Origin of the sequence: Streptomyces pluripotens (assembly GCF_000802245.2) — a bacterium.
GTDB classification, from domain to species: domain Bacteria; phylum Actinomycetota; class Actinomycetes; order Streptomycetales; family Streptomycetaceae; genus Streptomyces; species Streptomyces pluripotens.
Window position 1 is genome coordinate 6,783,162 of the sequence record NZ_CP021080.1, and the last position, 19,951, is coordinate 6,803,112.

The 19,951-nt window shown below is 70.4% G+C and carries 22 protein-coding genes; 15 read left to right on the plus strand and 7 right to left on the minus strand.

Annotated elements, in window-relative coordinates:
* Positions 1-154 precede the first annotated feature (154 nt).
* Positions 155-883 (minus strand): lysophospholipid acyltransferase family protein, encoded by a 729-nt coding sequence (locus tag LK06_RS29935; RefSeq protein ID WP_039651943.1) that lies wholly within the window; start codon positions 881-883, stop codon positions 155-157.
* Between the two features lie 213 nt (positions 884-1,096).
* Between LK06_RS29935 and LK06_RS29940 the strand changes: the two genes are divergently transcribed.
* The 6 genes from LK06_RS29940 (at position 1,097) to LK06_RS29960 (ending at position 5,736) form a co-directional block, all read left to right on the plus strand.
* On the plus strand, positions 1,097-1,465 hold the full coding sequence (locus LK06_RS29940) for a TlpA family protein disulfide reductase (protein ID WP_174673955.1): 369 nt from the start codon (positions 1,097-1,099) through the stop codon (positions 1,463-1,465).
* 83 nt (positions 1,466-1,548) lie between these two features.
* Entirely contained in the window at positions 1,549-1,629 is an 81-nt protein-coding gene (locus tag LK06_RS35400) for a putative leader peptide (RefSeq protein WP_374208099.1), read from the plus strand.
* Between the two features lie 44 nt (positions 1,630-1,673).
* Positions 1,674-2,183: a flavin reductase family protein gene (locus LK06_RS29945; protein ID WP_039652232.1), complete on the plus strand. Its 510-nt coding sequence runs from the start codon at positions 1,674-1,676 to the stop codon at positions 2,181-2,183.
* Positions 2,184-2,400: 217 nt separating this feature from the next.
* Positions 2,401-3,198 (plus strand): electron transfer flavoprotein subunit beta/FixA family protein, encoded by a 798-nt coding sequence (locus LK06_RS29950; protein ID WP_039651942.1) that lies wholly within the window; start codon positions 2,401-2,403, stop codon positions 3,196-3,198.
* Positions 3,199-3,251: 53 nt separating this feature from the next.
* Positions 3,252-4,217 (plus strand): electron transfer flavoprotein subunit alpha/FixB family protein, encoded by a 966-nt coding sequence (locus LK06_RS29955; RefSeq protein ID WP_039651941.1) that lies wholly within the window; start codon positions 3,252-3,254, stop codon positions 4,215-4,217.
* A gap of 220 nt (positions 4,218-4,437) precedes the next feature.
* Positions 4,438-5,736, plus strand: a complete 1,299-nt coding sequence (locus tag LK06_RS29960) for a DUF6986 family protein (protein ID WP_039651940.1) — start codon at positions 4,438-4,440, stop codon at positions 5,734-5,736.
* A gap of 148 nt (positions 5,737-5,884) precedes the next feature.
* Here the strand turns inward: LK06_RS29960 and LK06_RS29965 are convergent, their stop codons facing one another.
* Positions 5,885-6,934, minus strand: coding sequence for a LacI family DNA-binding transcriptional regulator (locus LK06_RS29965; RefSeq protein WP_039651938.1), 1,050 nt, complete (start codon positions 6,932-6,934; stop codon positions 5,885-5,887).
* Positions 6,935-7,187: 253 nt separating this feature from the next.
* Here LK06_RS29965 and LK06_RS29970 point away from each other — a divergent pair, with 253 nt between their 5' ends.
* The 3 genes from LK06_RS29970 (at position 7,188) to LK06_RS29980 (ending at position 9,839) form a co-directional block, all read left to right on the plus strand.
* Positions 7,188-8,141, plus strand: a complete 954-nt coding sequence (locus tag LK06_RS29970; protein WP_043433250.1) for an ROK family protein — start codon at positions 7,188-7,190, stop codon at positions 8,139-8,141.
* A 316-nt stretch (positions 8,142-8,457) separates the two neighbouring features.
* Positions 8,458-8,649, plus strand: a complete 192-nt coding sequence (locus LK06_RS29975) for a hypothetical protein (RefSeq protein WP_043433253.1) — start codon at positions 8,458-8,460, stop codon at positions 8,647-8,649.
* A 146-nt stretch (positions 8,650-8,795) separates the two neighbouring features.
* Positions 8,796-9,839: an NUDIX hydrolase gene (locus tag LK06_RS29980; RefSeq protein ID WP_039651933.1), complete on the plus strand. Its 1,044-nt coding sequence runs from the start codon at positions 8,796-8,798 to the stop codon at positions 9,837-9,839.
* Between the two features lie 144 nt (positions 9,840-9,983).
* Here the strand turns inward: LK06_RS29980 and LK06_RS29985 are convergent, their stop codons facing one another.
* Positions 9,984-10,496, minus strand: coding sequence for an MBL fold metallo-hydrolase (locus tag LK06_RS29985; protein ID WP_052269881.1), 513 nt, complete (start codon positions 10,494-10,496; stop codon positions 9,984-9,986).
* Positions 10,497-10,554: 58 nt separating this feature from the next.
* The gene (locus tag LK06_RS29990) at positions 10,555-11,910 is read right to left on the minus strand and encodes a dipeptidase (protein WP_039651932.1); all 1,356 of its coding nucleotides are present in this window, start codon (positions 11,908-11,910) and stop codon (positions 10,555-10,557) included.
* A 130-nt stretch (positions 11,911-12,040) separates the two neighbouring features.
* On the opposite strand from LK06_RS29990, the gene LK06_RS29995 reads away from it, so the two are divergent.
* A complete protein-coding gene (locus LK06_RS29995) occupies positions 12,041-13,282 on the plus strand; it encodes a geranylgeranyl reductase family protein (protein WP_039651930.1) in 1,242 nt (413 codons plus the stop codon).
* Here the strand turns inward: LK06_RS29995 and LK06_RS30000 are convergent.
* A complete protein-coding gene (locus tag LK06_RS30000) occupies positions 13,272-13,721 on the minus strand; it encodes a nitroreductase family deazaflavin-dependent oxidoreductase (RefSeq protein ID WP_039652231.1) in 450 nt (149 codons plus the stop codon). The genes LK06_RS29995 and LK06_RS30000 overlap by 11 nt on opposite strands.
* A gap of 164 nt (positions 13,722-13,885) precedes the next feature.
* Here LK06_RS30000 and LK06_RS30005 point away from each other — a divergent pair, with 164 nt between their 5' ends.
* Together LK06_RS30005 and LK06_RS30010 are read left to right on the plus strand one after the other, a co-directional pair.
* Positions 13,886-14,584, plus strand: a complete 699-nt coding sequence (locus tag LK06_RS30005) for a TetR/AcrR family transcriptional regulator (protein WP_043433256.1) — start codon at positions 13,886-13,888, stop codon at positions 14,582-14,584.
* A 140-nt stretch (positions 14,585-14,724) separates the two neighbouring features.
* The gene (locus LK06_RS30010) at positions 14,725-15,120 is read left to right on the plus strand and encodes a luciferase domain-containing protein (protein WP_159025352.1); all 396 of its coding nucleotides are present in this window, start codon (positions 14,725-14,727) and stop codon (positions 15,118-15,120) included.
* A 12-nt stretch (positions 15,121-15,132) separates the two neighbouring features.
* On the opposite strand, the gene LK06_RS30015 is transcribed toward LK06_RS30010, so the two are convergent.
* Positions 15,133-15,912, minus strand: a complete 780-nt coding sequence (locus LK06_RS30015; protein WP_043433258.1) for a DeoR/GlpR family DNA-binding transcription regulator — start codon at positions 15,910-15,912, stop codon at positions 15,133-15,135.
* A 144-nt stretch (positions 15,913-16,056) separates the two neighbouring features.
* Between LK06_RS30015 and LK06_RS30020 the strand changes: the two genes are divergently transcribed.
* A complete protein-coding gene (locus tag LK06_RS30020; RefSeq protein WP_043433259.1) occupies positions 16,057-16,938 on the plus strand; it encodes an SIS domain-containing protein in 882 nt (293 codons plus the stop codon).
* 145 nt (positions 16,939-17,083) lie between these two features.
* Positions 17,084-17,968, plus strand: a complete 885-nt coding sequence (locus tag LK06_RS30025; protein ID WP_043408405.1) for a class II fructose-bisphosphate aldolase — start codon at positions 17,084-17,086, stop codon at positions 17,966-17,968.
* 100 nt (positions 17,969-18,068) lie between these two features.
* Here LK06_RS30025 and LK06_RS30030 read toward each other — a convergent pair whose 3' ends face one another.
* Entirely contained in the window at positions 18,069-19,199 is a 1,131-nt protein-coding gene (locus LK06_RS30030; protein ID WP_043408402.1) for a methyltransferase, read from the minus strand.
* A gap of 67 nt (positions 19,200-19,266) precedes the next feature.
* On the opposite strand from LK06_RS30030, the gene LK06_RS30035 reads away from it, so the two are divergent.
* Positions 19,267-19,917 (plus strand): alpha-ketoglutarate-dependent dioxygenase AlkB family protein, encoded by a 651-nt coding sequence (locus tag LK06_RS30035; RefSeq protein WP_043433261.1) that lies wholly within the window; start codon positions 19,267-19,269, stop codon positions 19,915-19,917.
* The last annotated feature ends 34 nt before the right edge of the window (positions 19,918-19,951 follow it).

Consider the following 19,951-nt stretch of genomic DNA (forward strand, 5'->3'; position numbering starts at 1 on the left):
CCGGACCCCCATGGGGGTCCGGATGACCGCATGCGTGTGCCCGGCGGGCCCACGGCCGGTCCGGGGCACCGCCGCTGCGGACCGGCCGCACCTGTGGCACGGGCTCCCCGTCCCCGACCGCACCTGCCGTGTGCAGTGGCGTGCGTCCTGCGTGTCAGTGCGCCCCGGCCGCCCGCAGTTGCTCCACCGTCGGCGCCGTACCACCGAGGTGCGCGGGCAGCCACCAGGAGTCCTCGGCGCCCTTGGGGCGACCCGGGTAGGCACGTTGGGCGGCCTCCAGCAGTTCCTGGACGCGCTCGCGCAGCCGGCGGGTGATGGCGCCGGCGTACTGGTCGCCGGGTGCCTGGACCGCCTCCCCGACACGCATGGTGACGGGCAGGTGGTTGCGCTTGAGATTGCGCGGATGGCCCTTGGTCCACAGCCGCTGTGTTCCCCACACCGCCATCGGGATCAACGGGACGCCCGCTTCCTGGGCGAGACGGGCGGCACCTGATTTGAAGCTCTTCAGCGTGAAGGACTGGGAGATGGTGGCCTCCGGGAACACCCCGACGACCTCGCCGGAGCGCAGCGAGTCCAGCGCGTGCGCGTAGGCCGCGTCACCCTGTCCGCGGTCCACCGGGATGTGCTTCATCCCGCGCATCAGCGGGCCGGAGATCCGGTGACGGAAGACGGACTCCTTCGCCATGAAGCGCACCAGACGCTTCTGCGGCAGGGCCGCCAGGCCGTTGAAGATGAAGTCCAGGTAGCTGATGTGATTGCTCACCAGCACGGCGCCGCCCGAGCGGGGGATGTTCTCCGACCCCTTGCAGTCGATCCTCAGGTCCCAGACCTTGAACATCGTCTTGGCGAGACCGATGACGGGACGGTAGACCAGCTCTGCCATGGGTGGGGTGGGCCCTTTCTGCTCTGCTCGGGAAAGGGGCTCCCGGCGGGTAACTTACGCAGCCGTAGGTTTACGGTGCCTCGCAGATGGTGCCCCAAGAACGGTCGGGTGACCAGTCCTAGTGCCCCGTGGCGGGGAGATCCTCGTCACGTCGGCGCGCATCCCACCTTGGATCTTTATGATCCCTTTACGTGATCCGTGTCCCTGTGGTGGATGCTAGTGCCGAGGATTGGATGGGCGAACGGGAGGGTGCTGGTGCGAGGGCGCGGCGACGGCGAGCGGCTGGGTGCGGCTGAACTCGGCGGCGAACTCGGTGAGCGGGCCACTCTGGTCCAGTTCTCCAGCGCCTTCTGTGCACCCTGCCGGGCCACCCGCCGGGTCCTCGGTGAGGTCGCTGCCATGGTTGCCGGGGTGAACTGTGTCGACGTCGATGCAGAGGCTCGCCTGGATCTGGTGCGTGAACTCGGAATCCGCAAGACGCCCACCGTCCTGGTCCTGGACGCCGACGGGCGGGTGGTGCGGCGCGCCGCCGGCCTGCCCCGCAAGGCGGATGTCATCGCGGCGCTCGGGGAGGCGGTGTGAGGGGGCTTCGGCGTGCCGTGAGAGATCTTTCAGTTCACGGACCGCACTTGACCGCGCCCGCCCTCCCTCGTCAGCCTGACCGTATGCCGATCGAACTCCTTCTCCACGGACGGGTCCACGTCGACCTGGGCCGCACTGCGAGCGCGTGCTGTCCGGGCTGCTGAGCATCGACGCCCCCGCCCCTGATCCCCGGCAGAAGGACAACTCCATGACGGCCACGCCCGAACTCGGCGCCCCGCAGCTCGCCTCTCCCGACCTGCTGCGCTCCACCTTCCGCCGGCATGCTGCGGGAGTCGCGGTGATCACCGCGCGCGGCGCCTCCGGTCCGGTCGGCTTCACCGCCACCTCCCTCACCTCTGTGTCGGCCGACCCGCCGCTGGTCTCCTTCGGTATCGGCACGGGCGCCTCCAGCTGGCCCGCGGTGGCGGCGTCCGACCACGTCGGTGTCCACATACTCGGCGAGCACCAGAGCGAGCTTGCGGCGACCTTCGCCCGCAGCGGTGCCGACCGCTTCGGTGCCCCCACGGCATGGTGGGAGGGTCCAGAAGGCGTACCCGTGTTGGATGACGTGCTCGCCTGGCTGGTGTGCCGGATCGTCGGGCGTGTGCCCGCCGGTGACCATCGGATTGTGCTCGCCGAGGTCGTCCTGGGCGACCCCTCGGGGGTGGGGCGCCCCCTCCTCTACCACCAGGGTCGCTTCAGCGGCCTGCGGGATTGATCACGCCCGTCGCTCCTGCGGAGCCGTCGAGTTCCGGTTACGCTGCGTTGCAAAGGTCACAGTTCAAAGCGCTTGCTTAGCGCGCCTGAACTGGGTGTACTGACGAGTAATATTCCGTTCGCGGCGTGCGGACGCCCCGAACGGGATCGGCCGCTGCAGGCGCCTATGCTGCCTGCAAGAGGCAGCCCGGAAAAGACGATGCAGTAGGAGAGCCGGCGTGAGCTTGAGGATCGTTGTCACTGTGAAGTACGTGCCCGACGCCACTGGCGACCGGCACTTCGCCGATGACCTGACCGTCGACCGTGACGACGTGGACGGTCTGCTCTCCGAGCTGGACGAGTACGCGGTCGAACAGGCGCTGCAGATCGCCGAAGGTCGGCGGGACGAGGGGGGCGACGCCGAGGTCACCGTGGTGACCATCGGTCCGGAGGACGCGAAGGACGCGCTCCGCAAGGCGCTGTCCATGGGTGCCGACAAGGCCATCCACGTCGAGGACGACGACCTGCACGGCACCGACGTCATCGGCACCTCGCTGGTGTTGGCCAAGGCCATCGAGAAGGCTGGCTTCGACCTGGTCGTCTCCGGCATGGCCTCCACCGACGGCACCATGGGCGTCGTTCCCGCACTCGTCGCCGAGCGCCTGGGCGTCCCGCAGGTCACCCTTCTGTCGGAGGTCTCCGTCGAGGACGGCACCGTCAAGGGCCGTCGGGACGGCGACACGGCCAGTGAGCAGCTTCAGGCGCAGCTCCCGGCGGTCGTGTCCGTCACCGACCAGTCGGGCGAGGCTCGCTACCCGTCCTTCAAGGGCATCATGGCGGCCAAGAAGAAGCCGGTTCAGTCCTGGGACCTGTCCGACCTGGACATCGAGGCCGAAGAGGTCGGCCTGGACGGCGCGTTCACCAAGGTGGAGTCCGCGGCCGAGCGCCCGGCCCGGTCGGCCGGCACCATCGTCAAGGACGAGGGCGAGGGCGGCAAGCAGCTCGCTGAGTTCCTCGCGAGCCAGAAGTTCATCTAAGGGCTCACCCCCGCTGACCGCCCCTCAACTTCGTTACGCAGGAGAGCAATCCCATGGCTGAAGTCCTCGTCTACGTCGACCACGTGGACGGCGCCGTCCGCAAGCCCACCCTGGAGCTGCTGACCCTGGCCCGCCGCATCGGCGAGCCCGTCGCCGTCGCCCTCGGCAACGGTGCCGCCGACACCGCCGCCACGCTCGCTGAGCACGGCGCGGTGAAGGTCCTCACCCACGACGCGCCCGAGTATGCCGCGTACCTCGTCGTGCCGAAGGTGGACGCCCTGCAGGCCGCCCACGAGGCCGTCGCCCCGGCCGCCGTGCTGGTCCCGTCCTCCGTCGAGGGCAAGGAGATCGCCGCCCGCCTGGCGCTGCGCATCGGGTCCGGCATCATCACCGACGCCGTCGACCTGGAAGCGGGTGACGAGGGCGGCCCGGTGGCCACCCAGTCGGTGTTCGCCGCCTCCTTCACCACCAAGTCCCGGGTCGTCAAGGGCACCCCGGTCATCACGGTCAAGCCGAACAGCGCGGCCGTTGAGGCGGCCCCGGCCGCCGGTGCCGTGGAGGGCCTGTCGGTGACCTTCTCCGCCCAGGCGACCGGCACCCAGGTCACCGGCCGTACGCCGCGTGAGTCGACGGGCCGTCCGGAGCTGACCGAGGCCGCGATCGTGGTCTCCGGTGGCCGCGGTGTGAACGGCGCGGAGAACTTCGCGATCATCGAGGCGCTGGCCGACCAGCTCGGCGCGGCTGTGGGTGCCTCGCGTGCCGCGGTGGATGCCGGCTGGTACCCGCACACCAACCAGGTCGGCCAGACGGGCAAGTCGGTCTCGCCGCAGCTCTACATCGCCAACGGCATCTCCGGTGCGATCCAGCACCGCGCCGGTATGCAGACCTCGAAGACGATCGTGGCCGTCAACAAGGACGCCGAGGCCCCGATCTTCGAGCTGGTCGACTACGGCGTTGTCGGCGACCTCTTCGACGTCGTCCCGCAGCTGACCGAGGAGATCAAGACCCGCAAGGGCTGATACCCCGCCCCGCCCCCAAGGCGTACGAGGCCCCTGTGACCGGTGTGGTCACAGGGGCCTCGGTGCATCCTGGTGGCGGCGCGCGGGAATCCGGGCTGGTACGGGCCGTGTCCGACGGGTGTTGACCGGTGTCCGGACGGGTGTTGACCAGTGAGAATGACCCGGATAACTTCATTCTACGGATTGTTGATTCCGTACAGTGGAAATTGGAGGGTGTGGGATGGGTCAGCAGGAAAAGGTGGCGACGAGTCTCGCGGGCGCCGTCAGCGAGGAGATCAACGCCTCCCTCGCACCGGTCGATGCGGAGCTGGAGCGCCGCTACCCGGGGGACCCGGGGACCCGCCAGCCCGTCCACACCGTCTACGTCCCCGGTGACGTGTTCGCCGCCGGTACCGTCCGTTCCTGGGGCGACCAGGCCCTCGCACTCCTGGACCGGCACGCCCCCGACGCCACCTCCTTCGCGGCTGTCCTCGGCCTCGCCGGCGAACTCGCCGAACCGGTCTACTCCCGCGTCCGCGCCAAGCTGGAGAGTGAGCCCATCGAGGACCTGCGCGTCGACTTCGAGGACGGCTACGGTCCCCGCCCCGACGCCGAGGAGGACGAGGCAGCCGCGCGCGCCGCCCGCATCATCGCCGAGGCCTGCCGCAACGGTTCGGCGGCGCCCTATATGGGCATTCGCACGAAGTGCATGGAAGCCGCCGTGCGTGACCGGGGCATCCGCACCCTCGACGTCTTCCTCACCGGTCTGATGGCGGCCGGCGGTCTACCCGAGGGACTGGTCATCACCCTGCCGAAGGTGACGTACCCCGAGCAGGTGAGCGCCTTCGTGCGACTGCTGGAAGCCTTCGAGGAGGCGCACGGACTCGACGCCGGTCGTCTGGGCTTCGAGATCCAGATCGAGACCAGCCAAGCCATCCTCGCGGCGGACGGAACCGCTGCGGTCGCCCGCATGATCCAGGCGTCCGAAGGCCGGGCCACCGGGCTCCACTACGGAACCTTCGACTACAGCGCCTGCCTCGGCGTCTCCGCCGCCTATCAGGCCAGTGACCACCCAGCCGCTGACCACGCCAAGGCGGTCATGCAGGTGGCTGCCGCGGGCACCGGCGTCCGCGTCTGCGACGGCTCCACCAACGTCCTTCCGGTCGGTCCGGCGGACAAGGTCCACGACGCCTGGCGGCTGCACTACGGCCTCACCCGCCGAGCCCTCGCCCGTGCCTACTACCAGGGGTGGGACATGCACCCCGGCCACATCCCCACCCGCTACGCCGCCGTCTTCGCGTTCTATCGCGAGGGCTTCGAGCAGGCGGCGGTCCGCCTGGCCCGCTACGCGGGCCACGTCGGCGGCGACGTCATGGACGAGCCCGCCACCGCCAAGGCGCTCAGCGGCTACCTGCTGCGCGGGCTGGATTGTGGAGCCCTCGACATCGCCGAGGTCGCGCGCCTGACCGGTCTGGCCCGGGCCGACCTGGAGGCCTTCGCTGCCCCCCGCCGCGGTGACTTGACGGCCTCCGCGAAGTAGCGCGCCCGCCTCGGCCCCGGCCGCGTGACTTCGGGCCGACCGGCGCCGGGGAGCACGGACCGGGCCCGAGAGCCGGTATCGCTGGAGCCGGGTCGGGGTGCGCGCCGGTGCTGGGGCTTTTCTGGTCCGCTGGCCGCCGCCGTACGGCTCACCCGGCCGGTGACAGCTCGCCCGAGCCGCGAGTGATCAGCCGGGTGGGCAACTCGATGCGCTCCGGAGTGACGAGGGTGCCGTCCAACTGGCGGAAGAGACGTTCGGCGGCCGTCCGGCCCAGGGCCGCAGCGTCCTGCGCGACGACCGTGACGCCGGGCTGGAGCAGATCGGCCAGTTCGATGTCGTCGAAACCGACCAGGGCGACCTGCCGGGAGTGTTCGGCGAGGACCCGGATCACGGTGACCGTCACCCGGTTGTTGCCGGTGAAGACCGCGGTGACCGGATCACGGTCGCAGAGCATCGCCTCTGCCTCCCGGCGCACCCGCTCCGGACTCGTCGCCCCGAGGGACATCCAGTGTTCCGCGACGGGTATGTCCGCGTCCGCCATGGCCGCCTGGTAGCCGCGCAGCCGCTCGGCCGCAGTGTGGATGCGGGGCATGTCGCCGATGAACCCGATCCGCCGGTGCCCGTGCGCGATCAGGTGAGCCACGCCGTCGCGGGCACCGCCGTAGTTGTCGGACAGCACCACGTCGGCGTCGATCCGTCCGGCCGGACGGTCCACGAACACCGTCGCCACACCGGCCCTGATCTCGGGCTCCAGATAGCGGTGGTCGCTCCCGGCCGGGATGACCACCAGTCCGTCCACCCGCCGCGCACACAGGGCGAGCGCAAGCTCTTGTTCGCGCTCCGGATCCTCCGCACTGGAGCCGTTGATCAGCAGGGCGCCGTGAGCGCGGGCCACCTCCTCCACGGCCCGGCTGAGCGGGCCGTAGAACGGGTCGGCGAGATCCTCCAGGACCAGGCCTATGCTCGCGGTACGCCCCTTGCGCAACACCCTGGCGCTGTCGTTGCGGCGGAACCCGAGAGCGTCGATCGCCTCCTGCACCCGGCGTTCGGTGTCCGGAGTGACCCCGGGCTCGCCGTTGACCACCCGGGAGACCGTCTTGAGCCCGACTCCAGCCCGGGCCGCCACGTCCTTCATCGTCGGGCGGTTGCCGTAGCGGGTCCCCGGTGGGCGGTCTGCGCCGCGGGTTATCTCGGGCACGATGCGCTGTCCTGTCTCTCGTCCGTCCGGCCCGTGGGGGGATGTCCCCTCAGGGGGGAATTGCGTCCCCCTCGTGGTGGTGCGCCGGCTCGCGGGCTTGTATGTGTATCAGGATGTGCCGTCGAGCATAGAGCCTGGACAACGTTGTCAGATGCGAGAGAGACTGTCCACCACTGTCTCCGGCCTGCGCCCCCACCGCTTGACCGGCTTTTCTTCGTTCGGTTCTCAAGCTTCAACGGGGAGTCTGACTCTGATGCATACCGATTTCGTGGCGGCCCTGGACATCGGCGGCACCAAGATCGCCGGCGCGCTGGTGGACGCGGGCGGGCGGATCCTGACGCGGGCTCAGCGCCCCACCCCCGCCCAGCAGGACGGCGAAACGGTCATGCAGGCCGTCGAGGAGGTGCTCGGCGAGCTCGCCGGTTCGCCCCTGTGGGGACGAGCAGGTTCGATCGGTATCGGTAGCGCGGGCCCGGTGGACGCCTCAGCAGGCACCGTCAGTCCGGTGAACGTGCCCGGCTGGCGTGAATTTCCCCTGGTCGAGCGGGTAGGTGCGGTCACCGGTGGCCGCCCCGTCGAGCTGATCGGCGATGGTGTGGCCATCACGGCGGCCGAGCACTGGCAGGGCGCGGCCCGCGGCCACGACAACGCGCTGTGCATGGTGGTCTCGACCGGTGTCGGCGGCGGGCTGGTCCTCAATGGTGAGTTGCACCCCGGCCCGACCGGCAATGCTGGGCACATCGGTCACATCAGCGTCGACCTCGACGGCGATCCCTGCCCGTGCGGCTCGCGCGGCTGCGTGGAGCGCATCGCCAGTGGGCCCCACATCGCCCGGCGCGCCCTGGAACAGGGCTGGCGCCCGGGAGCCGGCGGTGACACCTCTGCCGCTGCGGTGGCTGCCGCCGCCCGTGAGGGCGATGCAGTCGCCTTGGCCTCCTTCGAGCGTGCCGCGCAGGCACTGGCCGCCGGTATCGCGGCCACCGCAACCTTGGTCGAGATCGACATCGCGGTGATCGGCGGGGGCGTCGGCAAGGCCGGTGACATCCTCTTCACACCGCTGCGCAAAGCCCTCACCGACTACGCGACCCTGTCCTTCGTGCAGCGGCTGACGGTCGTGCCCGCGCAGATGGGCACTGACGCGGGTCTCGTCGGTGCTGCCGCGGCGGCGCTGGCCCGTAGGCCGGACCCGGCCGCGGTGGGCTTCTGATCCAGGGGTGCGCCGGCTCGGCGGGGGTCCGCCCTGCCAGCATGGTCTGAGCGGCCGCCGCTTCGCCGGCGCGGCCTTGCCCTCGCCTCGCAGCCCTCGCGACGATGAGCCGGGGCACCCCGGTCGGTGCCCGTCGTGGCCTCCTGGACACGCCAGCAACCCCGTGCTGTGGTGGAGCCGGATCCGGTGGCACGGGGTCGTTGAGAGGACGAGTCCGGCGTCACGCTGTGTCGCCGGATCCGCCCCAGCTACCGGACCGGATACGAAACCGGGGCGAGCCCCGTGACTCCCGGCGGTTTCCGTAGTTGATCAGCGCATGAAGAAGCGCAGCATGCTCGCCATCGCCACCCTGACCGCCGGATTCGTCGTCGCGGCGGTCACCCCGTCCCATGCCGCGGACGACGGAGTCCTCGGTGACCTCAAGGTCTCGGACACCCTCGGCACGGCTGGTCATCTGGTCAGCCAGGACAGCCTGGCCGTTGACGACGACGCCCTTGGCCAGGAATAGCCCCACGGCGTACGGCGTGCGTGCCGGTGTCCCGTGGTAAGAGGGCATCGCCGCCCCCCTCCGTACGGGCGCCCTCACCGGGACAGGGTTTCCGTGGCAGAGTGAAACGGGCAAGCCACAGGGGGCCAACAGAAGAGGGGGAGTCAGTGACCGTCGTCTGGATCAACGGCGCGTTCGGTGCGGGGAAGACCACGACCGCACGGGAGCTGATCGAGCTGATCCCGCACAGCACGCTCTTCGACCCCGAGATAGTCGGCGCGGCGCTTGCGCACCTGCTGCCGGCCAAGCGCGTCGCCGAGGCCGGTGACCTCCAGGAGCTGCCGATCTGGCGCCGACTCGTGGTGGACACGGCCGCCGGGATGCTGGCCGAACTGGGCGGTACCCTCGTCGTGCCCATGACCGTGTTCCGTCAGGAGTACCGGGATGAGATCTTCGGCGGCCTCGCCGCCCGGAGGATTCCGGTGCACCATCTTCTGCTCACCCCGGCCGAAACGATCCTGCGCGAGCGCGCCGCCCAGCGGGAGGCGCCGCCGGACCCGCACTGGGGTGGGGCACGGGAGCGGCAGTGGTCGGACGAACAGATGGATGCCTACCGCGCCGCCCTCGCCTCCTGGCTCACGGCCGACGCCCATCTCGTGGACAACAGCGCTCTCACCTCCCGCGAGACGGCGGTCCGCATAGCCGACTCCGTCGGCAGCGGTGCTGTACCCGCCTGTGACATCGTGCAGACCCCGGAGCCGACCGCTGAGACGCTCGCCGCCGGCGTCCTCCTCTTCGACGAGCACGATCGGGTGCTGCTCGTGGACCCCACCTACAAGCCCGGCTGGGAGTTTCCCGGCGGGGTGGTGGAACCCGGGGAGGCCCCGGCTCGTGCGGGCATACGCGAGGTCGCCGAGGAGACCGGGATACGGTTGCGGGAGGTGCCCCGGCTGCTCGTCGTCGACTGGGAGCGGCCCGCGCCGCCCGGCTTCGGCGGGCTGCGCCTGCTGTTCGACGGTGGCCGGCTGGGATCTGCCGAGGCCTCCGGAGTGCTGTTGCCGGGGCCGGAGCTGCGGGCGTGGCGCTTCGCCAGCGAGCAGGAGGCCGCCGAGATGCTCCCGCCGGTCCGCTACGAGCGTTTGCGCTGGGCCCTGCGGGCCCGCGAGCGGGGCACTGCGCTCTACCTGGAGGCTGGAGTGCCGGTCGGATGACCTCCCGGCGCCGCAGATCCGTCGCTGCGGTAGTGCTGGAGCCCCTCCGGTAGGGCCGCGACACGGGTGCGGACGGCCGGCTCCGCGCGCTCCAGGCGGTCGTCCCTCGGCCTCCTTCCCGCACCCGGCAAGTGAGCTGCTTGATCACCCGCCGGCATGACTGTCGCTCTCCGCCGAAGGCATGACCTGGGGGTGGTCTGGTAAGTCGGCGGGCCCCCGGAAGACGGCGTCGCAGACGCTGATGGTCGCCCTCCGACACACCGGTGACCGCAGCCGGCGGCACCGGCGTTCCCCTGGACAGTTGCCCGGCCGCCGCCGCGTGGATCGACAGCTCCCACTCCTCGAACCGCCGGGGTGTGCTGCGTGGTTCCCCACGGACGAACGGCGCGTCCAGGCGGAGCCCAGTACGTCGGCGCCGCTCAGTGCGGCGAACTCGCCTGCCCTGCCCGCGTGCTCCGCGCGGAAGTGGGTCGACACGATCTGCCGCACGTCACCAGGCACGTGCCCCAGGGCGCTGGCCGCGTCGCAGATCTTCCGGCCGGAACCCATCGGGCCCGCGTCGGTCAGCGTCAACTCATGGTCGCTGCGCCAGAGATAGGCCTGGCCGACGGGGAAGCACAGCAGGTGGAGGTGGGGGAGCAGGTCGATGACGTGCATGTGCTGACCGTAGGAGGGCCCTGCCGGGGGCGAGGACCCTCTGCTACGGGCAGAAGGTTCAGCCCGCCGCGTAGTTGCGCAGGAAGAGCGCCTCGGCGACCGACAGCCGCTCCAGTTCCTGCGGCGACACGCTCTCGTTGAGTGCGTGGATCTGCGCCTCCGGCTCGCTCAGGCCGATGAGCAGGATCTCGGCCTGCGGGTACAGCCCGGCGAGGGTGCTGCACAGCGGGATGGAGCCGCCCTGGCCGGCGTACTGCATGGTCTCGCCGGGGTAGGCCACCGTCATTGCGTCGGCCATTGCCCGATAGGCCGGGCTTTCGGTGTCGGCCCGGAAGGCCTGGCCCTGGCCGATCTGTTCGGTGGTGACCCGGGCACCCCACGGTGTGTGCGCTTCCACGTGCGCCTGGAGCAGCTTGGTCGCCGCCACTGCGTCCGCACCCGGCGGCACCCGCAGGCTGATCAAGGCACGGGCAGTGGACTGCACTGACGGGGTGGCCCCCACCACCGGCGGGCAGTCGATGCCGAGGACCGTGACCGCCGGGCGTGCCCAGATGCGGTCGGCGACCGAACCCTCGCCGATCAGCTGCACGCCGTCCAGCACTTTGGCGTCCGTGCGGAACTGGTCTTCGGTGTACTCCAGGCCCTCCCACACGGCGGTGGCGTCCAGCCCGTCGATGGTGGTGGAGCCGTCATCGGTGCGCAGCGAGTCAAGGACGCGGATCAGCGCGGCGAGAGCGTCCGGCGCGGCGCCGCCAAACTGGCCCGAGTGCAGGTTGCCGGCCAGGGTGTCGATCTGCACCCGGATCAGGGTCATGCCGCGCAAGGTGGTGGTGACCGTCGGCAGGCCGACGCGGAAGTTGCCCGTGTCGCCGATGACGATCGTGTCCGCCGCCAGTAGCTCGGGGTGCTGCTCAGCGTACTGCTCGAGGCCCCCCGTGCCCTGCTCCTCCGAGCCCTCCACGATCACCTTCACGTGCACGGGGACGCCGCCGTTCGCCTTGAGGGCGCGCAGCGCGAGCAGGTGCATGACCAGTCCGCCCTTGCAGTCGGCGGAGCCACGGCCGTACCAGCGGCCGTCCCGCTCGGTCAGCTCGAACGGTGGGGTGGCCCAGCCGGCCTCGTCCAGCGGCGGCTGAACGTCGTAGTGAGCATAGAGAAGAACTGTCTTCGCACCCTCGGGGCCGGGCAGGTAGCCGTAGACGGACTGAGTGCCGTCGGGAGTGTCCAGCAAGGCCACGTCGACGAAGCCCTCGGCGCGCAGCGCGTCGGCGATCCAATTCGCGGCGGCCTCGCTCTCGCTCTTCGGGAACTGTTCGAAGTCCGCCACCGACTTGAAGGCGACCAGCTCGGTCAGCTCCGCCTTCGCCCGGGGTAGTAGCGAGGCGACGGTCTCGGCGACCGGATTCGACGACATGGGCACGCTCCTTGTGGGTGCGACGTTGAACGCGTGGGTTTCCCGATCCTCCCACAGTGGCCTGCGGTGACGGCCGCCGTAGGATGCGGGGGACACTACGGCAGCGGCTTGATCGGAGCAGTAGACCATCGTGAGCGGCGAGAACTCTTCGGCGGAGGACGTGCAACGGGTGTGGGACGTCGTCGTGGTGGGCGCGGGGCCTGCGGGGGCCTCCGCCGCCTATGCGGCGGCGGTTGCCGGACGGCGGGTGTTGTTGCTGGAGAAAGCCGATCTCCCCCGGTACAAAACCTGCGGCGGTGGCATCATCGGCCCTTCGCGCGACGCGCTGCCGCCCGGGTTCGAGCTTCCCTTCCGGGACCGGGTGCACGCGATCACCTTCTCGAACAACGGCCGCTTCACCCGCACCCGCCGTTCCAAGCAGATGCTGTTCGGGCTGATCAATCGTCCTGAATTCGACCAGCAGTTGGTCGAGCACGCTCAGAAGGCGGGCGCCGAGCTCCGCACGGGCGTTGCGGTTCAGCGGGTCGAGCAGCACGGCTCCGCGGTGCCGGACCGGCGCACCGTGGCGGTCGTCCTGCACGGCGGGGAGACGGTGCTGGCCCGTGCGGTCGTCGGCGCCGACGGCAGCGCCAGCCGCATAGGAGCTCACGTCGGTGTGAAGCTGGACCAGGTGGACCTTGGCTTGGAGGCTGAGATCCCGGTTCCGGAACCGGTCGCGGAGGACTGGAAGGGACGGGTCCTCATCGATTGGGGCCCGATGCCCGGAAGCTACGGTTGGGTGTTCCCCAAGGCCGACACGCTGACGGTCGGCGTGATCTCCGCGCGGGGCGAAGGCGCCGCCACCAAGCGCTACCTGGAGGATTTCATCGCCCGGCTGGGGCTGTCCGGTTTCGAGCCGGCCATCTCCTCGGGCCATCTGACCCGTTGCCGTGCCGACGACTCGCCGCTCTCCCGCGGACGGGTGCTGGTCTGCGGTGACGCGGCCGGGCTGCTGGAGCCGTGGACCCGTGAGGGCATCTCCTTCGCGTTGCGCTCGGGCCGGCTGGCGGGGGAATGGGCGGTGCGGATCGCCGAGGCGCATGACGCCGTCGACACCCGGCGCCAGGCCCTGAACTACGCTTTCGCGATCAAGGCGGGGCTCGGCGTCGAGATGAGTGTGGGGAAGCGGCTGCTGACCGCGTTCGAGAAGCGTCCCGGCCTCTTCCACGCGGCTCTCACCGGGTTCCGTCCGGCGTGGCGGGCGTTCAAGGGCGTCACGCAGGGCTCGACCTCGCTCGGCGAGCTGGTGCGCACCCGTCCGTTCGCCCAGCGTGCCCTGACCGCGCTGGACCGGGAACCGGTAGTCGCGGCTGAGGACGCCGTCAGCTCGTAACGGTGAGGTGGAAGACCGGGTGGTCGGGGGCGATGCGGCGCAGGTCCTCATCCGGGGAGTCGGGGCCGACGCCGTTGAAGAAGACCCCGACCTCCGCCTTCCACCGCTTGAGGTAGGCCCGCAGCAGTGGGACCTTGTCGTCGTCGGGGACCTCGGTGGCGGTGAAGACGTCCACGTTCTTGCCGAGCCGGAGCTCGCCGCCGCCCGCCGCCCGCATGTTGCGGGTCCACTGGACGTGGCCGCGCGGGGCCACCAGGTACTGCTGACCGTCCACTGTGAGCAGGTTGACCGGGGTGGTGCGCCACTGCCCGCTTGTGCGGCCCCGGACCGCGAGGACGCGGGAACCCCAGATGCTGACCCCGCGCCGGGTCATCCAGGCGACGGTGCGATTGAAGACGTTGACGGTGAACCAGCCGGGCTTCTTGACGTGTGCAGACATGGCGATCCCCACGGTTTGGGAGAGCGGTGCTCTCGCTTGGTTCCAGTGTGGGGCCAGCAGGCACCCCGATGCAAGAGCACTGTTCTCGTATTGGGTTGATGATCTCTTTCAAGTGCACTGAACTCCTTTGTGTGCACCGCTCTCACTCGTGGCACACTGCTGGTATGAGCGCAGTACGGGGCGCCCGGGCACGGGCCAGAATCGAAGTCACCGCCGCCATCAAGGAGGTGGCCCGCAGACAGCTCGCGGCGGAGGGCGCGGCCAAGCTCTCGCTGCGGGCCGTAGCCCGTGAGCTGGGTATGGTCTCGTCGGCGCTGTACCGCTACTTCCCCAGCCGCGATGAACTGCTGACCGCACTGATCATCGACGCCTACGACTCCCTCGGCGAGGCGGCCGAGAGAGCGGGCGGCGCGGTTGTCGGTGCCGGCCCCGTGGCCCGTTGGATAGCGGTGTGCGAGGCGGCGCGCGGCTGGGCGCTCACCCATACGCACGAGTACGCGCTGATCTATGGCTCGCCCGTACCTGGCTACACCGCCCCCCAGGCCACGGTCCGGGCCGCGTCCCGCGTGGGACTGGTCCTCATCGGCGTCGTCCGGGACGCCCGTGAAACGTCCGGCCTGGCCGAGCTCCCGCTGCCCGCAGGCCTGCGTCCCGAAGCCGAGCGTATGGCCGCCGATCTTGCCCCGGACCTGCCGCCCGAGGCAGCCTTGGCGCTGGTGGCGGCCTGGGCGCAGTTGTTCGGGCTGATCGGCTTCGAACTGTTCGGGCAGTTCAAGGGGGTGGTGGAGGACCGTGATGCCTTCTTCCGGCACGCGGCCACCCAGTTGGCGCACGGCGTGGGCCTGGTGGGGTCGCACCGGTGATGCGTGCGCACTTCGTGCCCGCGCATCACCGGTGCGCTCACTGCGCGGACGTGCGAAACCGTCAACGTCCGGCGGACACGGGTCGGTTAAGGCTTGCTCACAAGCTGGTTGCCGACGGGTGAGCGCGCCATGATGGGTCCATGACGTTGGCCTCGCGCGCGCTAGCGCAATTGGCGACCTGGCCGGACCTGCGACAGACCGCACCGAGCTGCGGTCTGGGGCAGGGAGTGAGTTCGGCCCAAGGCGAGATCGTCCACTTCCACTCGGACCGGGATGTCGACCTGCGGCTCACCGACCGCGCCATTCGGCGGTTCGCCAAGGACCTCAGGGACTCGGGGGTGATAAGGATAGTGCCCGGCTCGCAGTGGGTGACCCTGCGCCTGGACGCAGCGAGCGACGTGGACCTGCTGTTGACCCTGGTGAGCGTAGCGCTCCAGGCCCAACAGAGGTGGCCCGACCTGGCCGGCCGTCACGCGGTCGGCTGCAACGACCAGCGTGGCGCAGGTTTCGTGAAGGCCGATTTCGGCGGCGTCTGAGGCCGCCGGGCGTCACACCGCCATGACCTGGACGCCCGCCTCCTCGAACCGCCGCACGGTCTCCTGGTCCACTGCGGTGTCCGTCACGAGGGTGTTCACCAGCTCGGCTCCGCAGATCCAGGCGAACGCGCGTTGACCCAGCTTGCTGGAGTCGGCCGCAACCACCACCCGTACGGCGCGCTCGCACAACATCCGGTTGATCGCTGCCTCCGCCTCGTCGTGCGCCGCCGCGCCGTGGACGACGTCGAAGGCGACGACACCCAGCACGGCCACATCGAGCGTGACCTGCCCGAGGACGCCGTCCGCGAGCGGGCCGATGAGTTCGTACGACTGCGGGCGTGCCACCCCGCCCGTCACCACGATCTTGAACTGGGGTCGTACGGCGAGCTCGTTGGCGATGTTGAGCGCGTTGGTGACGACGGTGAGCGCCGGTGAGCCCGCGGACAGGTCGCTGCGGACGGCCAGGGATCGGGCAACCTCCGTGGTGGTCGTACCGCCGGTCAGCCCCACTGCCTCTCCGGGGGCGACCAGGCCGGCCACCGCCTTGGCGATGCGATGCTTCTCGGAGGCGCGGCGGGCCGTCTTGTAGCGCAGGGGGAGTTCGTACGACACTCCGTGCACTACCGCCCCGCCCCGGGTGCGCACCAGCATCTGCTGTTCGGCGAGCTGGTCGAAGTCCCGGCGGATCGTCGCCGCCGATACCTCCAGTTCGGTCGCCGCCTCCTCCACCTCCAGCCGGCCCCGCTCGACGAGCAGTTCCAGCAGCGCTTTCCAGCGAGCGTCCCGGGACATCCGCACCCTCCGTTTCTCCGATCGTTCCCGATCGTTCTCCCATGCCACGGCGACCCTAGCGCACTGATCTCGCGAGGAAATGCTTGATTGTGATTGAAACTTCGCTATATCTTGCAGGAACAAGCAGAAGGGAAGGGTGGGGGCATGACCCATGTCGAGGACGAACTGAACAGCCAGCCCGAGTGCTGGATCCGGGCGGCCGAGGAGGTCGGCCGGCACCGCGACGCGCTTCCGGTCCCCGGTGAGCGGATCGCGGTCGTCGGGTGCGGAACCTCGTACTTCATGGCGCAGGCGGTGGCCGCCCTGCGCGAGGGCGCCGGACGGGGCGAGAGTGACGCGTTCGCCGCCTCCGAGTTCCCGTGCGGGCGTTCCTACGACCGGGTGATCGCCCTCACCCGCTCCGGTACCACCACCGAAGTGCTCCAACTGCTCAGCCAGTTGAGGGGCAGGATGCGGACCACAGCGGTCACCGCCGACCCGGACACCCCCGTCAGCGCGGTTGCCGACGACCTCGTCGCCCTGGACTTCGCCGATGAGTGCTCCGTCGTTCAGACGCGGTTCGCGACCACCGCTCTCACCTTGCTGCGCGCCCATCTCGGCCGACACACCGACTCCGTCGTCGCCGACGCGCACACCGCCCTGGCCATTCCCCTGCCCAAGGGGCTGGTGGAGTGTGCTCAGTTCACCTTTCTGGGACGCGGCTGGACCGTCGGACTCGCGAACGAGGCCGGGTTGAAGATGCGCGAGGCCTCGCTCTCCTGGACAGAGGCCTACCCAGCGATGGAGTACCGGCACGGCCCGATCAGCATCACCGCCGAGGGCACGGCCACCTGGATGCTCGGCGAGGCGCCTGACGGTCTCGCTGACCAGGTCCGGGCCACCGGCGGCTTGTGGATCGACAGTGGTCTCGACCCGCTCGCCGAACTCGTCCGCGTCCAGCGTCTTGCGGTCGCCGTCGCCGCCGCGCGCGGTCTCGATCCCGACCGGCCGCGCCACCTCACCCGTTCGGTGATCCTCGCACCCTGAGCACCCTGAGCACCCTGAGCACCCTGAGCACCCTGAGCACCCTGAGCACCCTGAATACCCCGCACCCCAGCCCCCGCGGTCCCCCAGCCCCGGCAAATCCAAGCCCCCCGAATGTGCCGCCCTGCGCCCTGGAAGGACACCTCACGTGCCTCTAGCGTCAACCGGTGAGCTGGTCACCCGTGCCGCCGAAGTCCGCTCGGCCGTCGCCGCGTTCAACATCGTCACCCTGGAACACATCGAGGCGGTCATCACCGGCGCCGAGTCGGCCGGCACGCCCGTCGTCCTCCAAGTCAGCGAGAACGCCGTGAAGTTCCGCTACGGACGGCTCCTGCCGCTGGCTCGCGCGGCCGTCGCCGCCGCCGAACGTGCGGCCGTACCCGTGGCCTTGCACCTGGACCACGTGCAGAGCGACGACCTGCTGCGTCAGGCGCCCGGCGCAGGCTTCAGTTCGGTGATGTACGACGCGGCCCGCCTGCCGTACGCCGACAACCTCGCTGCGACCCGCGCCGCCGCGGACTGGGCGCATGCCCAGGGATTGTGGATCGAGGCAGAGTTGGGGCAGGTGGGCGGCAAGGACGGGCAGGACGGGCGAGGGCGGGGCGGTCGGCCCGCACGGGACGCACACGCGCCCGGCGCCCGCACCGACCCCGACCAGGCACGCGGTTTCGTCGCCGCGACCGGCGTCGACGCCCTGGCCGTCGCCATCGGCAGCGTGCACGCCATGACCACCCGCACCGCCACCCTCGACCACGGCCTGCTCAAGCGGCTCTCTGCCGCGCTCTGCGTCCCGCTCGTCCTGCACGGCTCCTCCGGCGTACCAGACGACGGGCTGGTCGCGGCGGTTACGGGAGGCATTGCCAAGGTCAACGTCGGCACCGCGCTCAACATCGCCATGACCAGAGCGATCCGGGAGTTCCTCGCCACCCACCCGGAGGCCGTTGACTCCCGCAGGTACCTCAGCGTCGGCAGGGAGGCGATGGCCCGGACGGTGCACCGGATCATCGGCGTCCTCAGCGGTTCGCCCGGCTGATCAGCCGCCTGCCCCTCCACCGTCGCGCCCCGACTCCGACAGCTGCCCGCGGCCGGCGAGGTCCGTCAGTCCTCGATGTGCCCCAGCTCCTGGACGACCCTCACGCCTTGACGGCCTTCAGCACCACGAACTTCGGGTCACTCGCGACCAGCTGACAGTTCCCGAACAGTCGTTTGAGTTTCACGTGGTAGCCCAGATGGCGGTTGCCGATCACCCAGAGTTCGCCGCCGGGCCGCAGCGCGCGCCGTGCCCCGGTGAACATCCGCCACGCCGTGGCGTCGGAGGTCGCCTGGTGAGAGTGGAACGGCGGGTTGTTCAGGACCAGGTCCACGCTGGCGGACGCCACGCCGGCCAGCCCGTCCCCGACCCGGAACTCGGCATGCCCAGGTACTCCGTTGGCCTTGTACGTGGCCTCGGCGGAAGCCACCGCCTGGAACGACTCGTCCACGAACAACACCTCGGCCACCGGATCGGCGAGGGCCACTGCTGTACCGACGACGCCGTTGCCGCACCCGAGGTCCACCACACGCCCGGCGCCCGGTCCGGGCAGATGCTGGAGGAAGAAGCGGGTGCCGATGTCGAGGCGATCGGCACAGAACACGCCGGCGTGGTTGACGACCGTTCGCCCCGACACCGCACCGATGCCTCTCGGAAGGACGTAGCTGTAAGGCCACGGGTTCGCGGGCCGCTCCAGATCCGGGTCCGGGGTGCAGAAGACGAGCCGGGCCTTCTGCCGCGCCAACGAGGTCCGGGTCGGTCCGAGGATCCGCTCGAAGAGCTGGAGCGTGGAGGTGTGGATCTCCTTGACCATGCCAGCGCCGACGACGACCGTGTCCGAGTGAACGGCGGGCGCCAGCCGCAGCAGCTGCTCCTCCAGCAGTGCCAGGCTCTTGGGTACCCGAATCAGCAGTACGTCCACGCGCTCCGGCGGCGGGTCCTGCGTGGTGAGCAGCGGCACGGCACCGGGTTCGACGCCCGCCCGCGCCAGGTTCCTCAGGGTCGCCTGTTGGCCCAGGAAGGAGTCGGTGATCTGCGCCGGCCGGTGCTGCGCCAGCGCCGTGGCCAATGCGCCCCAGCGGTCCCCGACCACCACGACCGTCCCCGTGAGCGGTACCCCCTGCTCGGCCAGGTGGTGCAGCAGGTACGCATCGGAGGCGTCCCAGGCACGCAGCCGGTCGCGGGGATCCTCGGGGAAGCGGGTCAGCTCGACCTCGCCCCATGGTGTCGTCATACGGTCGCTCATCGTGCGTCCAGGCTAGCGGAGCCGCAGATCAGGGATGGTGGGGCAGGATGGGGGCGTGGACGCTGAGCTGTTTCCCCGGGAGCGCGCGGAGGTCGCTCCGGGCGCCGTGCACGTCCCGGACTGGCTGACCGGGGAGCGTCAGCGTGAGCTGCTCGCCGCCTGCCGGGAATGGGCGCGGCCACCAGCCGGGCTGCGCACGGTCCGCACTCCGGGCGGCGGCACGATGACCGCGCGCCAGGTCTGCCTGGGCCTGCACTGGTACCCATACGGCTACGCCCGCACGGCGGTCGACGGCGACCGGGCACCCGTGAAACCGTTCCCGCCCTGGCTCGACGACCTGGGCCGCCGCGCGGTGGCCGACGCGCTCGGCCCGCAGGCCGTCCCGGCCGCGCCGTACGACATCGCCCTGATCAACTTCTATGACGGCGACGCCCGTATGGGTATGCACCGCGACAGCGACGAGAGGGACGACGCACCCGTGGTCTCGCTCAGCCTCGGCGACGCATGCGTCTTCCGCTTCGGCAACACCGGGAACCGGTCCAAGCCGTACACCGACGTGGCACTGCGCAGCGGCGACCTCTTCGTCTTCGGTGGCCCGTCCCGGCTCGCCCACCATGGGGTGCCGCGCGTGCACCCGGGCACCGGCCCGCGGTGGCTGGGCCTCTCCGGCCGGCTGAACATCACTGTGCGGGTGAGCGGTGGGTAACCGCCGGCGCCGGCCACCACGACTGAGGATCATG

Coding starts and splice junctions, on each gene's coding strand:
- LK06_RS29935 (WP_039651943.1), bottom strand. CDS start 883: ATGGCAGAGCTGGTCTACCGTCCCGTCATCGGTCTCGCCAAGACGATG.
- LK06_RS35400 (WP_374208099.1), top strand. CDS start 1,549: ATGCCGATCGAACTCCTTCTCCACGGACGGGTCCACGTCGACCTGGGC.
- LK06_RS30020 (WP_043433259.1), top strand. CDS start 16,057: ATGACCCATGTCGAGGACGAACTGAACAGCCAGCCCGAGTGCTGGATC.
- LK06_RS29990 (WP_039651932.1), bottom strand. CDS start 11,910: ATGTCGTCGAATCCGGTCGCCGAGACCGTCGCCTCGCTACTACCCCGG.
- LK06_RS29945 (WP_039652232.1), top strand. CDS start 1,674: ATGACGGCCACGCCCGAACTCGGCGCCCCGCAGCTCGCCTCTCCCGAC.
- LK06_RS29985 (WP_052269881.1), bottom strand. CDS start 10,496: ATGCACGTCATCGACCTGCTCCCCCACCTCCACCTGCTGTGCTTCCCC.
- LK06_RS30015 (WP_043433258.1), bottom strand. CDS start 15,912: ATGTCCCGGGACGCTCGCTGGAAAGCGCTGCTGGAACTGCTCGTCGAG.
- LK06_RS29975 (WP_043433253.1), top strand. CDS start 8,458: ATGAAGAAGCGCAGCATGCTCGCCATCGCCACCCTGACCGCCGGATTC.
- LK06_RS29970 (WP_043433250.1), top strand. CDS start 7,188: ATGCATACCGATTTCGTGGCGGCCCTGGACATCGGCGGCACCAAGATC.
- LK06_RS30005 (WP_043433256.1), top strand. CDS start 13,886: ATGAGCGCAGTACGGGGCGCCCGGGCACGGGCCAGAATCGAAGTCACC.
- LK06_RS30030 (WP_043408402.1), bottom strand. CDS start 19,199: ATGACGACACCATGGGGCGAGGTCGAGCTGACCCGCTTCCCCGAGGAT.
- LK06_RS30010 (WP_159025352.1), top strand. CDS start 14,725: ATGACGTTGGCCTCGCGCGCGCTAGCGCAATTGGCGACCTGGCCGGAC.
- LK06_RS30000 (WP_039652231.1), bottom strand. CDS start 13,721: ATGTCTGCACACGTCAAGAAGCCCGGCTGGTTCACCGTCAACGTCTTC.
- LK06_RS29940 (WP_174673955.1), top strand. CDS start 1,097: ATGCTAGTGCCGAGGATTGGATGGGCGAACGGGAGGGTGCTGGTGCGA.
- LK06_RS29960 (WP_039651940.1), top strand. CDS start 4,438: ATGGGTCAGCAGGAAAAGGTGGCGACGAGTCTCGCGGGCGCCGTCAGC.
- LK06_RS29955 (WP_039651941.1), top strand. CDS start 3,252: ATGGCTGAAGTCCTCGTCTACGTCGACCACGTGGACGGCGCCGTCCGC.